Below are 14087 nucleotides of genomic sequence, written 5' to 3' on the forward strand. Positions count from 1 at the left end.
ACCTGCGGCCCATGCCAATGCCTGAGGTCAGCGAACTGACTGGGACAACCAGGGCGAGCGCCATCATGGCCAACGCCGTGACCAGGCCCGCGCTGGCACGGCAGGCCCAGACACCCAACCTCCGGCACCGGCCACCACCCGCCCCGGCGCACCCCCATACCCATGCTCATTTTCATGAGCACACCCGGGCGCGCAGTCCAGCGTTCAACGACGCAGCCCAGCGCTTTGCGTTGCTACTAGCCACACTGGCCGCAACACCAGAGCCCACCCGCGCCAGCAGCAACCCTCTCAACCCAGCTCATGCAGCCAGCACTAGCAGCGCCACCGCCGCAGAACGGCACGAAGCCAAACGGCCAGCGCGTCCGCGACCCGTCACCCGGCCGGCGTCAAACCAGCGGCATACGACGAATCGCCCTGATGCCATAGCGGCGATGTCAGCCATGCCAGCGCCAGATGCAACAACCGCAGCACCCGCACCGCCAAGCCCTCAAGTCTGCCCCATCACCCGCGCCACCCACTCCCCAGCAAGCCTGGACACACAACGCCTGGTAACCCACATCACCGGGTTTTGCTGCAGCCCGGTCGCACTTGGCGGCGGCCGCTGGGAGATCTCACTCGAACTCAACCCCGCGCTGCTGCCCGGCACCCGCCTGCATCTGAAACTTTCGTCCACCGCGCTATTCCTTCGCTTCGATACCCGCAGCCCAGAAACCTCAGCCCTACTATCGAATGCCCGCGCTGAGTTACAGGCTCAACTTGAAAACCGGCTTGGCCTACTCATCGAAATTGAAACCGAATGCATGGATCACTGAACCGTGTCTGATGTATGCGATGTGTCTGACGTATCCGGCGACGACCTGAAATGGCCGCCTGCGTTTGCACCACTGGGCCCACGCCTGCGCGCCTATACCCCCGCCCTGGCCAGTCTCGCCCGGCTGCTATTCGGCAGACCGGCGACGGCTGAAGCCAGCGTGCCGTTCGAGGACTACGTGCTACGCGATATCAGTGCCCAGACAATCTGGCTGCAACGCCCCGCGACGCTTGGCCTGGACACCGCTTATGGCCCGCTCACGGTGCAGTTCGACAGCAGCCAGCATGTTGTGCTGGCTGCCATCGCGCTCGAAACCAGCATCACGCAACGCCTCGCACTCGCCACGCTGTGGCTGGCCGACACCTTGCACCTGATGAGCTGCGAAGGGCTCGGCACGCTCACACTCACGCACCTGCACTGCAGCAGCACCGCCCAGGCGGCCCATGGCCTGGTGCTGGAATACAACCTGCCATGGGACCCGCAACGCACACGCAGCGTGATCGCCGTGACGGCCGCACCGGTAGCCCTCGTCGCGCAACTCGAACAGCAACGGCCCATCTCGCTAGCCGCCATCCCACCAGACGAGCCGCGAGACCCGAGCGAGCCGCGAAACTCACTAGCCGCGCTGTCTGGCAGCTTGCAATTGCCCACCCGCTTACGCCTGCGCAGCCGCCATTGCCCCGCAGCACACCTCGCCACGCTACGCCCAGGCGACATCCTGCTGGGCTGGCCCCGCGCCCGCGGCTACCGTGATGGCGCAGTCCTGCACGGCGTCACGCTGCACTGGGGCGCAGCCAGCGGCCACGTCCTGAGTGCACTGGCCACGGTAAGCGGCCGCACCATCCTGCTCGAAACCTTCCCTCAAACCATGCGTGACGATCCCACCGAACACCTGAATGAGCCCTTGAACGAACCCTTGAGCGCACTCCTGCACGAACCCTTAAACGCCCCCCCAAGCGCCCCCGTGAATCCCCCCCTGAACGATCTCTCCGCCAGCGTCACGGCCAGCGCCACACTCGATCTCGCCGCGCTTGAGCTACCGCTGCATCTCGAAGTGCTATGCGCCAGCCTGCCGCTAGCGCAACTCAGCGCCCTCGCCCCTGGCTACGTGCTGCCCCTGCCCGTGACACTGGCCGAAGCCCAGGTCCGGCTGGTCGCATATGGCCAGACCCTGGCCTTTGGCGAACTCGTCGCCGTGGGCGATCAGCTCGGCTTGCATATTCAGCGTCTGACCCAAAACCATGAACGGCACACCTGAGCTCGCCTCACTGCTGGTCGCAGCGCTAGCGCTAGCGGTCCTGCCCTTCGCCGCGATGGTGATTACTTCGTACACCAAGATTGTTGTGGTGCTCGGGCTGCTGCGCAGCGCACTCGGGCTCCAGCAAGTGCCACCCACCTCGGTGCTCAACGGCATTGCGATCCTGGTGTCGTGTTTCATCATGGCACCCGTCGGCATGGAAGCCGCCCATCGCGCCCATCTCAGCAGCGCACAAAGCGCTGGCATGCAAGTGATGCCATTGCTCGATGCCGCCCGCGAGCCCTTCCGCGCGTTTTTGCAAAAACACGCGGCAGCACGTGAGAAAGCCTATTTCATGCGCGTCGCACAAGAAATCTGGCCCCCCGAGCGCGCCGCCGCGCTCAAGCCCGATGACCTGATCGTGCTAGCCCCCGCGTTCACGCTCAGCGAACTCACCGCCGCTTTCAAGATCGGCTTCCTGCTGTATCTGTCGTTCGTGGTGGTGGATCTGGTGATCGCCAATGTGCTGATGGCGCTAGGGCTATCCCAGGTGAGCCCAACCAACGTAGCGATCCCCTTCAAGCTGCTGCTGTTCGTTTCACTCGACGGCTGGTCCACGCTCGTGCACGGCCTGATCACCACCTATCGCTAAGCCATGAACTACGACGCGCTGACCCATCTGACCACCCAGGCCCTCACGCTATGCCTGCTGGTGTCGTTACCTGCCGTGGCTATCGCCGCATGCAGCGGCCTCGCCATCGCCTTCCTTCAGGCCATCACCTCATTGCAGGACGCCAGCATCGGGCAAAGCGTCAAGCTGGTGGTGGTCACGCTGGTGGTCGTCCTCAGCGCACCATGGGGTGCCGCACAGATCCAGAATTTCGCCCACGTGCTGCTGCAGGTGATGTTCGCTTGAACGCCCTCCCAGCCACAATTACCTGGCATACCGCATCAGGAGTTCGTTCATGACCCAGGAATTTCGCCTGCTCACCGGAGTCCACGCTGGCGCAAGACTAGAGTTAAACGCTCAAACCATGACGCTAGGCCGCAGCGCACACGCCGATATCGTCATCAACGACTGGAGCGGGCCGGAAATGCAGCTAGTGCTGGAACCGGATGGAGGCATCACCCTGAACGCCGTAGATGGCTCGCAACCCGCCATCACGCTCGCCAGCCTCGTGCCACAACGCTTTGGCCCAGTCGTGCTGTGCACCGGCCCAACCGGCGCACCCTGGCCCAGCGATCTCGAACTGCTGCAAAGCCTGCTCAGCCCCACTGCCACCGCGCTTCAAGCCGCCACCCGCCCTCTCAGCATGTCCCGCTCACGCGTGATCGCGGCACTGCTCGGCATCAGCACCGCCGTCGCGCTAGCGCTCTGGAGCGGCCTCCCCCCCAAGCTGCCAGCCACCCTGAATCACATGCTTCGCTTACCGAATTACGCACCGGGCTAGCGCAACTCAACCTGCCCGAGATCGAACTCAGTGCCACCCCTGACGGCTTTCGCGCCACCGGCATCGCCCCCGATACCGCCCGCAGCGAAGCCGCACATCACACGCTACGTGAGCTCGCAGGCACCCATCTTGTCTGGCAAGTCAAAAGCGCAACCGACATCGCCCAGCAGCTACAAGAGTCACTCCATGACGAACCCAGCATCCAGGTGCGCTATCTCGGTCAAGGCCGTTTTGCGCTGAACGGCCAGGCCAACCACCCCGATGCACTGCGGCAGAGCGCCGCGCGCTTTCGCGCCGACCTCGCACCCACGGTAGCCGACGTCACCGTACAAGTGAGCAACGCCGCGCACGCCAGCGCCGACGGCGAGATCGAATCCATGCTGTCCAGCGCCGGGTTGAGATATGTCGAATCCAGCGATGGTGCGAAGAACTTCGGCACTGCCACACCCGCCCCATCCACCTCATCCACCCTTGCTCCACTGCCCTAAAGGCCCACCATGTTTGAACTGCTAGACGACGCGTTATTAAAAACACTGCATGCCTTGCCACAGCACGCAGGCCACGCACCCGCCCGCGACGACCTGTTCCACGCTGCCCGCATGCTTGAACAAACTGCCCACGCCGTGCTGACAACCAGCAGCGCCACCGGCGCGCAAGAGCGCCGCATCGTGGCCGAAGGACTGAATGCCACCGCCGAGTTATGTCAACTGGCAGCGGCTTGAAAGAGTGTTGTGCCAAGCCGTCCAGGCTCGCGCACCGCGCAACGCCTCCATCAGGAGGTTTTACCAAGCAGTCCAATCCCTAAGCAAAGGAGAGATGACATGGCCGTCCCATCAGTAGCGCAATCGCCGAACATTCAAGCGCAGATTGACCAGATTAATCAATCTGCCGAAGAAGAAAATGCGATCAACATGGCCAACACCCAGGCCAAGCTGGCCACCATGGGTCTTAAAGCCGCCAAGGAACTCGTCGGCTAAAGCTGCCTTTGCAGCACGCTATCCGGGCCGCGCATGGCGTGCTGTTTTTTTCTTTGCTGTTTTTGCTTAATCGCAGTTCTTGCCGTTCATTGCCCAGTTGTGCCGGGACGCTGTCTGATGCACGTCATGCGCTCCATGCACGTCTGCCCCATCAGCCATCGAAGCCACCAAGGCCTCGTCAGAAATGGATCACATCATGTCGGCTATCAGCCACACCCACCATGCCGCTATCGCCCCAGGTAACGACACCGCCCAGGACGACCCTCATGTCAGCGCACAGCAGCAAGCGCTCAATGACGCGCTGGAAAACTACGCCGCGCAATCGATGTTCCGGCATTACATGAAGATGAGAGCCCGCCTCAAAGAGAGCTTTCAGGAAACGCTCGGCGACGCCTGATACCCGCGCACCGTTCTTTGCCTCGCCGTTATGCCGCACCTTCGCCACTGTGCAACTGCAAGCCTGGTGCCGCACTTCGCTTTGCTGCATTCAACGCGATTAACCAACAAGGAATATTTCGATGACAACCTCTTCGACATCCACCGGCAATCTGCATAACCACGACCCGTACCCCTATTCCAGCGACAACTTGCTCAGGGGCGTAGAAGCCGGCACCAGCGCATCCCAGGTGGCTAGCAGCGAGCTGCTGAACTACATGAACAAGAACAGCTTGATAACCGTGGACTGGAATGCGCTGGGTACGCTAGCGGACGACCAGTCGGCCCCCGATACACTGCGCGCAGCAGCGCAATTCATGCGGGACAATCCGAAGGCCTATAGCACGATCGAAAACCACGACATAGGGAACCACGACGGCATCACTGGCACGGCAAACCTGGAGTGGGCAGCCAAAGGCGGCGCAGCGGCGGCACAAACACAAGCCAAAAAATCCATATCACCGGTCAAAACACCACCCCAGACTTCTGTCGCAAAGTCATCCAACGCACACGTCACCGCGCCCACACAAAACGCTGTCGCAAAGTCGTCCAACGCACACGTCACCGCGCCCACGCAAAACGCTGTCGCAAAGCCGTCCAACGCACACGTCACCGCGCCCACGCAAAACGCTGTCGCAAAGCCGTCCAACGCACACGTCACCGCGCCCACGCAAAACGCTGTCGCAAAGCCGTCCAACGCACACGTCACCGCGCCCACACAAAACGCTGTCGCAAAGCCGTCCAACGCACACGTCACCGCGCCCACACAAAACGCTGTCGCAAAGCCGTCCAACGCACACGTCACCGCGCCCACACAAAACGCTGTCGCAAAGCCGTCCAACGCACACGTCACCGCGCCCACACAAAACGCTGTCGCAAAGCCGTCCAACGCACACGTCACCGCGCCCACACAAAACGCTGTCGCAAAGCCGTCCAAAACCCTCGTCACAGCGCCCACGCAAAACGCTGTCGCAAAGCCGTCCAACGCACACGTCACCGCGCCCACACAAAACGCTGTCGCAAAGCCGTCCAACGCACACGTCACCGCGCCCACACAAAACGCTGTCGCAAAGCCGTCCAACGCACACGTCACCGCGCCCACACAAAACGCTGTCGCAAAGCCGTCCAACGCACACGTCACCGCGCCCACACAAAACGCTGTCGCAAAGCCGTCCAAAACCCTCGTCACAGCGCCCACGCAAAACGCTGTCGCAAAGCCGTCCAACACCCTCGTCACAGCGCCCACACAAAACGCTGTCGCAAAGCCGTCCAACACCCTCGTCACAGCGCCCACACAAAACGCTGTCGCAAAGCCGTCCAACACCCTCGTCACAGCGCCCACACAAAACGCTGTCGCAAAGCCGTCCAACACCCTCGTCACAGCGCCCACACAAAACGCTGTCGCAAAGCCGTCCAACACCCTCGTCACAGCGCCCACACAAAACGCTGTCGCAAAGCCGTCCAAAACCCTCGTCACAGCGCCCACGCAAAACGCTGTCGCATCGGCACCGGCCGCACACAAAGTCACAGCTGAATCAGCTTCGGCCACGATCCTCGGCTACATGCAGGCCAGCGGTCGCCAGGTCGTGAATATGAACGACCTGTATCGTCTGGCCAAAGACCCCGCCACCAACGAAGCGTTACGCGCCGCCGCCAGTTTCATGGTGCAACACAAGAACATTTACGGACGGATCGAAACCCACGACGTAGCAGGATTCGATGGCATTTCAGGCCGCTCGAATTTCGCCTGGGCCAGCGGCGGCGGCCTGAACACCAATGCAGCCACTACCCCGTCCAGCACTAGCACCGTCAGCACGGCCACTGGCAACACCAGCACCACCAGCAACACCCCTTCAGCCCCCAAAGCGCCAGCACTGGATGCGCAATCCGCCTCCGCCGCCCTCCTCGCGTACATGCAACAGAACCAGTTGCCCGTGGTCAATCTGAAAGACCTGTATCACCTGTCGCTAAACCAGTTGGTCAACGACATCACACGCGCTGCGGCAAAGTTCATGCTGAGCCACCCAGACACCTTTGAAAAAATCGAAACCCATGATGTGCCGGGTGACGACGGCATCTCAGGTCAGGCCAATTTCTCCTGGGCTGCAAACGGCGGGCTACTACCTTCCGCCCCAACGCAAGCGCAAACCGCGTCGGCCGCCCTGCTCAGCTATATGCAGCAAAGCCAGTTGCCCGTGGTGAACCTGAACGACCTGTACCACCTGTCGCTGAACCAGTCGATCAACGACAGCACGCGCGCCGCCGCACAGTTCATGCTGAGCCACCCCGATATCTTCGAAACAATCGAAACCCATGATGTGCCGGGTGACGACGGCATCTCAGGCCAAGCCAATTTCGCCTGGGCCGCAAGCGGTGGCCTGGAAAAAAGCGAGAACTCAAGCGAGAACTCAAGCGAACACGCATCTGACGGCACCAGCAACGTCGACAAATACATCGCCGAGATCAACCAGGCGAGCCACGACGAAAACCTGATCAATGAGGCCAACACCTTCGCCAAGATCAGCACCATGGGCACGAAGGGCAGCAAAGATATCGTCGGGTAAGGAAAAGCCCACCTGAAGTTGAAGCCAAGCGGCATAGGGGACAGCCAACGGGCCACCCCCTATGCCGCCTCACTCGATCGACATGCGGCTTGCAGCACCGGGCGGCTCGAACGGCAGCAGCAGCACGTGATTCACGGCCATCGTCAGTTGCATCAGCGCCAGCGACCAATGGCCAACGCACAGCGAAACGCTTGAACACTGCCGGCACCCGCACTGACATGACAGCCGGCAGAAAACCGACTTCGCGCGCCAGCACCATCGCACGCATCACCACGCGAGCACCCACCCCCTCCCGCAACGCGTTCAAACAAGCACTCACATGACAAAAACAACGCCTCTTAGGACCTCGCCAGCACCCCATGACAGCCAGACACGAATAGCGTCACACCCGGCGCGGCCCGACCAGGCAACAGTCATAAAACACTGAAAATGACGCAACTAGACACGACTCCCCGCAAGAAGACGCCGCATGAGAATGCGCTCTAGAAGAAACGAATAAAAGTTAGTTTGCTTAATCATTTGTTTTAGATAAAGTCGCGCCATCCGGGCTCAGCCCGCTTTAAACAGGATGATTGCGATGAACGACTGGTTTCTCTCCCCCCGCGACCCCGCCTCACACCCCGTATACCTCGAGCCAGGTTACGGCTCATCGTTGCAACGCGCCCCAACCCAAGCCCTGATTCCACTACGGGAAAAACTGCGCGACCAGTACGCACCGGTATACGGCAGCGCCGACCTCGGCCCGCTCGACCACGACCTAACGCGAAACGCGTGCCGTAACGGCGAGCCATTAGGCGAGCGAATCATCGTGACGGGCCGAGTGCTCGACCAGGCTGGCAGGCCGATACGCCATACCCTGGTAGAAATCTGGCAAGCCAATGCAGCTGGCCGCTACATTCACAAGACCGACCAGCACGCCGCCCCGCTCGACCCCAATTTTCTTGGCGCAGGACGCTGCCTGACGGACGACACCGGACGCTACCGCTTTCTCACGATCAAACCCGGTGCCTACCCGTGGGGTAATCATCCGAACGCATGGCGTCCAAACCATATTCATTTTTCGCTATTCGGCGAGTATTTCGGCTCACGCCTCGTGACCCAGATGTACTTTCCTGGCGACCCACTGCTCGCACTCGACCCGATTTACCAGGGCACCCCTGCTGCTGCACGCGAGCGTCTGATCGCGCGTTTTTCGCTTGATACCACTGCAGAAGGCTATGCACTGGGCTATGAATTCGACATCGTGCTGCGCGGCCGCGATGCCACCCCACTGGAGCGCTAAACCATGACTGAACTGAAACAGACACCATCGCAAACCGTCGGGCCGTATTTCGCCTACGGCCTATGCCCGGAACAATATGGCTATGACTTCAAAAGCCTGCTGACACCGGAACTCACAAGCCCCGGCACACCAGGCGAGCCGATCACGATTATTGGGCAGATATTTGATGGCAACGGCCACACCATTGGTGACGCGCTGCTGGAAGTAGCGCAAACAGACAGCCAGGGCGGCTATCCCGCCTCACGCGAGGCGGCTGCGGCGACAGGTTTTCGCGGCTTCGCCCGGGTGGGCACCGGCACTGACGCAGAGCACCGCTTTATCGTCAAAACGATCAAACCAGGCCTGACGGCAGAGCGCGCCGCAAACGGCGAAGCACCCCATCTGAAGCTGATCGTGACAATGCGCGGCTTACTGCTACATGTCTTTACACGGATTTATTTCAGTGATGAAACCAGCGCCAATGACAGCGACCCGGTGCTTGGCTCAGTACCTGAAAACAGACGCGCCACATTAATTGCGCAAAAAGACACGCAACCGAACCAGACGGTGTACCGCTTTGATATTCATATGCAAGGCGCGCGTGAAACGGTCTTTTTTGATTTATGACCCGGATATAACGCCCCTCACAGCATCGCGTTTTTCTGCCAACGTAAAAAACCTGCCACATGCAGGTTTTTTACGTTAATGGCATTTAGATATTCGAGATGCCATGCAATACGACAAATACGGTATTTAGCACCGGAAATGCTCGATATTCTGACCCGCATGAATCGCCCGGGTTAGCCAGTCAGGCCGGTCACCGTTGCCATCCCAGACGTTACCGTAGGCATCCCGATACTTTGGCTTTGCCGCTTCGATCTCTATCGCTGCGCTTAAAGCCTCGAGCGTAATACCAAACTCATCCATACGACGTCGAATCCACAGAATCAGACGCTCACGCGCCTGCCCGTCGAGTTCCAACACTCGTTGTTCCTCTCGCTGTTTCATAACTTACCGGTTTCGCGGCGACAATGCGCTCGCACTAGAAAACAATTGCCTCACGCCTTGCAGCGCAGCCTGAATACAAAATATTGGGTCAGACGAATAAGCTCATGATGCATTCGCGTAAATGGATAATGCGCGCAACCGGCATAGACCACCTGCCGATAACGACAGCCGCGATAGTCGATCAAAAACTGCGTCTTGAATGGATCATATGTTTGCTGTAGAAGCCCCTGCGGCAAGAACCAGCGCAGTAAGGACCAAGCGGGAACAGCCAGATAACGCAAGGGTGACAGCATTGATCCGAGGCGAATTCTAACACCGGTTTTGCCCAACTGCGCACGCAGTATTGATCATTGAACCCTCCTTTTTAACCAGTCAGACCGCGCACTAATCCGTTCGAAAGAGCCAAAACATTCAAACCAGCCTGCTAGATACATCCATTCATTTTTACAAGAAAAGCCTTGACTCTCGCAACCACGCCGGTTAAGGTGCGGCCTGAAGTTCAAGAAGTTCGATTGCTGTTCATCAATTGCCCGCTTCCTCTCTGCGGTATTCGTTGTCCTCTCCCTCCTTGATACTTCCAGTGCTCTAAACAGAGCGATTTTTTTATTTTTCTCAGGATTTCTCATGGATACCGGTACCGTAAAGTGGTTTAACGACAGCAAGGGCTTTGGTTTTATTACCCCTGATGCAGGTGGTGATGACCTTTTTGCCCATTTTTCAGAAATCAGCGGTGATGGTTTTAAAACACTCGCTGAAAATCAAAAAGTCAGTTTCGAAACGAAGCAAGGCCCGAAGGGTCTGCAAGCGGCTAATATCAAGCCGCTGTAAAGTGTGACAATTCAGGCCCGCCCCTGGCGGGTCTGAATGCAGCGACCCCTCCGCGGAGCTAGCCTCCCATCGTTGACGCCGAAAGTTTTATCGGTACCAGCCGTTTCGCTGCTTTCATTCTTCAGGCTTGTTTTTTCAGCCCCCTTCTTCAGTTCAGCTCGTTTCCTTGCCTGGTTTATCAACCCGTTGCCTTGATGGCACGGATGCAACTCGCACCCTGATTTTTCAAATTAGGAGCAGGGTGCTGCACAACTTAAAAAATAATATGCAAAACATAAAAACACATCATTACAACGGCTACGCGATCCAGCCCTCGGCGCATCGTCTGCCAGACGGTTTTTTCTCATCTAACTTATTGCTTGAGCGACCAAGTCACGCAGTTGAAGCACAGCGTTATCAATTTTATGCACTTGATTACTTCAAGAGCGAAGAGCAAGCGCTCCAGCATTCATATAAATGGGCCCGCCATTGGGTCGATACTCGCGGCTAATTCACCGCATATCACTTAATTTTTTGCCGCGCCTTTAGCGCGCAAATGAAAAAGCCGCAGCACGTTAAACGTGCTGCGGCTTTTATTTGGTGGGCCTCCCGTGAGTCGAACACGGCACCAACGGATTATGCTTACCAGCTACAGCTTTCGCTGCCCCTTTCGGGTTTGTGGTCTGGACTGTCTCTTGTCTTTACGACTTGCCCGTACAGTCTCTACACGTTCTCTCGATCCTTGAGAGCTTCGCTCGGGATTGCCACGGCGATCAACACCAGAGGTTTCCCCGAATTTGAGCAATTCTACCGAAGGGCAGAGTGAACTTGCCCCAAGGCAACCCATCTGGTGCACTCCGTACTTGAATCAAGCCTTAGGAGAACACCTGCTAAGTCCGCTGCTCTAACCAAGCATGAGCTAGAGGCCCCGACACTGCTATCAACGCTGCCACTGCCAACCTGCCAACACATCCCCAAGGCAATGGCACATCTAGTGTTTATTGGCAGCGGATATTACACGAAAAAAGGGCCATCAAGCCGACGTTGCGGAGATGCTACAACGCACGACCCGAAAGCCCTGACACCAGATGCCGTTTCAGCAATACCGCCACCTCACAGCACCCGAAGTATTCGCTTAACTGCCTTCCAGGAACGACTTCAGCTTGTCCGAGCGGCTTGGATGACGCAACTTGCGCAGTGCCTTAGCCTCGATCTGGCGAATCCGCTCACGCGTCACGTCAAACTGCTTGCCCACCTCTTCCAGCGTGTGATCCGTACTCATCTCGATACCAAAGCGCATGCGCAACACCTTGGCCTCACGCGGTGTCAGTGAATCAAGCACATCCTTAACGACGTCGCGCATGCTCGCATGAAGCGCTGCATCAGCTGGAGCAACCGTATTCGTGTCTTCAATGAAATCACCGAGGTGGGAATCATCGTCATCACCAATCGGTGTTTCCATCGAAATCGGCTCTTTCGCAATCTTCATGATCTTGCGAATTTTGTCTTCCGGCATTTCCATCTTTTCGGCCAGCGTTGCTGGATCCGGCTCAAGTCCGGTTTCCTGCAGAATCTGGCGTGAAATACGGTTCATCTTGTTGATCGTTTCGATCATGTGAACCGGAATCCGGATCGTGCGCGCCTGGTCGGCAATCGAGCGTGTAATGGCCTGGCGAATCCACCATGTCGCATAAGTCGAAAACTTGTAGCCACGGCGATATTCAAACTTGTCCACCGCTTTCATCAGGCCGATATTGCCTTCCTGAATCAGGTCAAGAAACTGCAAGCCACGGTTCGTGTACTTCTTCGCAATCGAAATCACGAGACGCAAGTTAGCCTCAGTCATTTCACGCTTGGCTTGCCGCGCCTTCAGTTCGCCCGCCGCCATCTGGCGATTGGTCTCTTTCAGGTCTTTGAGCGGCAGCACCACGCGCGCCTGCAAATCAAGAAGCCGCTGCTGTTGCTCGCTGATAGCCGGAATATTTCGCGTCAAGATCGCGCTATACGCATGACCTTCCGCGACAATCTTGTCGGCCCATTTCAGATCGGTTTCATTGCCTGGGAAACGGGCGATAAATTCAGCGCGCGGCATGCCGCATTTATCAACAACCGTATGCAGAATTTGCCGCTCAACCTGGCGGACTTCGTCCACCTGGGCGCGCAGCGTGTCACACAGACGCTCCACCGTGCGCGCCGTAAAGCGGACGGTCATGAGTTCAGTCTGGATGGTTTCCTGCGCTTTTAGATAAGCCTTCGATTTATAGCCTTCTTTCTCGAACGCGCGGCGCATCTTGTCGAACCACTCGCTGATTGACGCGAATTTTTCCAGTGATGCGCGACGCAACGCTTCCATCTGCGCCGCATTGGCCGTGGCTTGCGCCGTGCCATCGTCTTCTTCCGGCGTGTCTTCTTCGGTTTCTTCGGCTTCTTCCGGCTCGCTCTCGATCGCTTCTGCTTCCTGCGGCGAAAATCCGTCGGCATCCTCTGCATTGGCGTCGATCAGGCCGTCTACCAGCTCGTCGATGCGAATTTCTTCATTCGCCACACGCTCCGCCATCGCCAGAATGTCAGCAATCGTCGTGGGGCAAGCGGAAATTGCCATCACCATATGCTTCAGGCCATCTTCGATGCGCTTGGCGATTTCAATTTCGCCTTCGCGCGTCAGCAGCTCAACCGTGCCCATTTCGCGCATATACATGCGAACCGGGTCAGTAGTGCGGCCAAATTCGGAATCGACCGTGGACAGCGCTACTTCGGCTTCTTCTTCGGCTTCGTCATCCGATGAAGCAGCAGGCGCATTGTCGTTCAGCAGCAGGGTTTCAGCGTCCGGGGCCTGCTCATAAACCGCCACGCCCATATCGTTGAACGTGCTGATGATGCCTTCAATCGCCTCGGTTTCAGCGAAGTTATCAGGCAGGTGGTCGTTGATTTCAGCGTAAGTCAGAAAGCCACGTTCCTTGCCGAGCTTGATCAACGCCCGCAGCTTCGCGCGGCGTTCTTCAAGCTCTTCAGCGGTGCCTGGCTGGGTCGAGGCAAAAGCGTCTTTCAGCAATGCCTTTTCTTTGGCGCGGCGATCGCGCGCCTTCACCTTTTCAACTTTGGCGGGCACAACGGCAACCTCTTCGCTCGGGGCCGCATTGTCCCCGGCAGGTACTTCGTTCAGCTTTTTCGTCATGGAGTTCGCCGTACCGGCTTTAGTCTCGACTCGCGGCTGCTGGACAACAGCCGGTTGAACCGTGGATGCTTGAGTCTTGCGTGCTGCCGCATCGTCCCGCGCGGCAGCCGCTTCCTTTGAACTTCTTGCACCCGGCCGCTTAGCGGCAGATGCGGCGGCTTTCGCCACCTTCACCGGCGCGTGCTGCGCCGGCATGGCCGAAGATTCGTGCCCAGTAGCAGGCGCCTCGCTGGCAGCAGACGCTTTTTTCGCGGAAGAAGCAGATTTGGCCTGTGTGACCTTTTTGGTCGGCTCCTCAGAACCCTTGCCTGTCGCTTTTTTCCCGCTCGTAGTCTTTGCCATTGCAATCGCCCTTTTTTAC

At 58.4% G+C, this 14087-nt stretch carries 16 protein-coding genes; 14 read left to right on the plus strand and 2 right to left on the minus strand.

Annotated features, from left to right (window positions below):
* Positions 1-11: 11 nt before the first annotated feature.
* From GH656_RS09475 to pcaG, 12 genes are all read left to right on the plus strand, one after another.
* On the plus strand, positions 12-812 hold the full coding sequence (locus GH656_RS09475; RefSeq protein WP_174769733.1) for a type III secretion HpaP family protein: 801 nt from the start codon (positions 12-14) through the stop codon (positions 810-812).
* A 3-nt stretch (positions 813-815) separates the two neighbouring features.
* Positions 816-2069, plus strand: coding sequence for a type III secretion system cytoplasmic ring protein SctQ (sctQ, locus tag GH656_RS09480; protein WP_153075649.1), 1254 nt, complete (start codon positions 816-818; stop codon positions 2067-2069).
* Positions 2053-2700: a type III secretion system export apparatus subunit SctR gene (gene sctR / locus GH656_RS09485; RefSeq protein ID WP_153075650.1), complete on the plus strand. Its 648-nt coding sequence runs from the start codon at positions 2053-2055 to the stop codon at positions 2698-2700. The genes sctQ and sctR overlap by 17 nt, the downstream gene beginning before the upstream one ends.
* A 3-nt stretch (positions 2701-2703) precedes the next feature.
* Positions 2704-2964 carry a type III secretion system export apparatus subunit SctS gene (gene sctS / locus GH656_RS09490; RefSeq protein ID WP_153075651.1) on the plus strand — a complete coding sequence of 87 codons (261 nt, stop codon included), beginning with the start codon at positions 2704-2706 and terminating at the stop codon, positions 2962-2964.
* A 49-nt stretch (positions 2965-3013) separates the two neighbouring features.
* Positions 3014-3499: an FHA domain-containing protein gene (locus GH656_RS09495; RefSeq protein WP_153075652.1), complete on the plus strand. Its 486-nt coding sequence runs from the start codon at positions 3014-3016 to the stop codon at positions 3497-3499.
* A 206-nt stretch (positions 3500-3705) separates the two neighbouring features.
* The gene (locus GH656_RS09500) at positions 3706-3987 is read left to right on the plus strand and encodes a hypothetical protein (protein WP_153075653.1); all 282 of its coding nucleotides are present in this window, start codon (positions 3706-3708) and stop codon (positions 3985-3987) included.
* A gap of 9 nt (positions 3988-3996) precedes the next feature.
* Positions 3997-4221: a hypothetical protein gene (locus GH656_RS09505; RefSeq protein ID WP_153075654.1), complete on the plus strand. Its 225-nt coding sequence runs from the start codon at positions 3997-3999 to the stop codon at positions 4219-4221.
* A gap of 99 nt (positions 4222-4320) precedes the next feature.
* Positions 4321-4476, plus strand: coding sequence for a hypothetical protein (locus GH656_RS17775; RefSeq protein ID WP_174769734.1), 156 nt, complete (start codon positions 4321-4323; stop codon positions 4474-4476).
* A gap of 196 nt (positions 4477-4672) precedes the next feature.
* Positions 4673-4873, plus strand: coding sequence for a hypothetical protein (locus tag GH656_RS09510; protein ID WP_153075655.1), 201 nt, complete (start codon positions 4673-4675; stop codon positions 4871-4873).
* A gap of 121 nt (positions 4874-4994) precedes the next feature.
* Positions 4995-7475 (plus strand): hypothetical protein, encoded by a 2481-nt coding sequence (locus GH656_RS09515; protein WP_153075656.1) that lies wholly within the window; start codon positions 4995-4997, stop codon positions 7473-7475.
* A gap of 577 nt (positions 7476-8052) precedes the next feature.
* A complete protein-coding gene (gene pcaH / locus GH656_RS09520; protein WP_153075657.1) occupies positions 8053-8757 on the plus strand; it encodes a protocatechuate 3,4-dioxygenase subunit beta in 705 nt (234 codons plus the stop codon).
* Between the two features lie 3 nt (positions 8758-8760).
* Positions 8761-9363, plus strand: coding sequence for a protocatechuate 3,4-dioxygenase subunit alpha (gene pcaG, locus GH656_RS09525; RefSeq protein WP_153075658.1), 603 nt, complete (start codon positions 8761-8763; stop codon positions 9361-9363).
* Between the two features lie 126 nt (positions 9364-9489).
* On the opposite strand, the gene GH656_RS09530 is transcribed toward pcaG, so the two are convergent.
* Positions 9490-9744: an H-NS family nucleoid-associated regulatory protein gene (locus GH656_RS09530; protein WP_153075659.1), complete on the minus strand. Its 255-nt coding sequence runs from the start codon at positions 9742-9744 to the stop codon at positions 9490-9492.
* A gap of 624 nt (positions 9745-10368) precedes the next feature.
* On the opposite strand from GH656_RS09530, the gene GH656_RS09535 reads away from it, so the two are divergent.
* Entirely contained in the window at positions 10369-10572 is a 204-nt protein-coding gene (locus GH656_RS09535) for a cold-shock protein (protein WP_153075660.1), read from the plus strand.
* Between the two features lie 265 nt (positions 10573-10837).
* The gene (locus tag GH656_RS09540; RefSeq protein ID WP_153076623.1) at positions 10838-11062 is read left to right on the plus strand and encodes a hypothetical protein; all 225 of its coding nucleotides are present in this window, start codon (positions 10838-10840) and stop codon (positions 11060-11062) included.
* A 624-nt stretch (positions 11063-11686) separates the two neighbouring features.
* Here the strand turns inward: GH656_RS09540 and rpoD are convergent.
* Positions 11687-14068: an RNA polymerase sigma factor RpoD gene (gene rpoD, locus GH656_RS09545; RefSeq protein ID WP_153075661.1), complete on the minus strand. Its 2382-nt coding sequence runs from the start codon at positions 14066-14068 to the stop codon at positions 11687-11689.
* Between the last annotated feature and the right edge of the window lie 19 nt (positions 14069-14087).

Source organism: Paraburkholderia bonniea (assembly GCF_009455625.1).
GTDB classification, from domain to species: Bacteria; Pseudomonadota; Gammaproteobacteria; order Burkholderiales; family Burkholderiaceae; genus Paraburkholderia; species Paraburkholderia bonniea.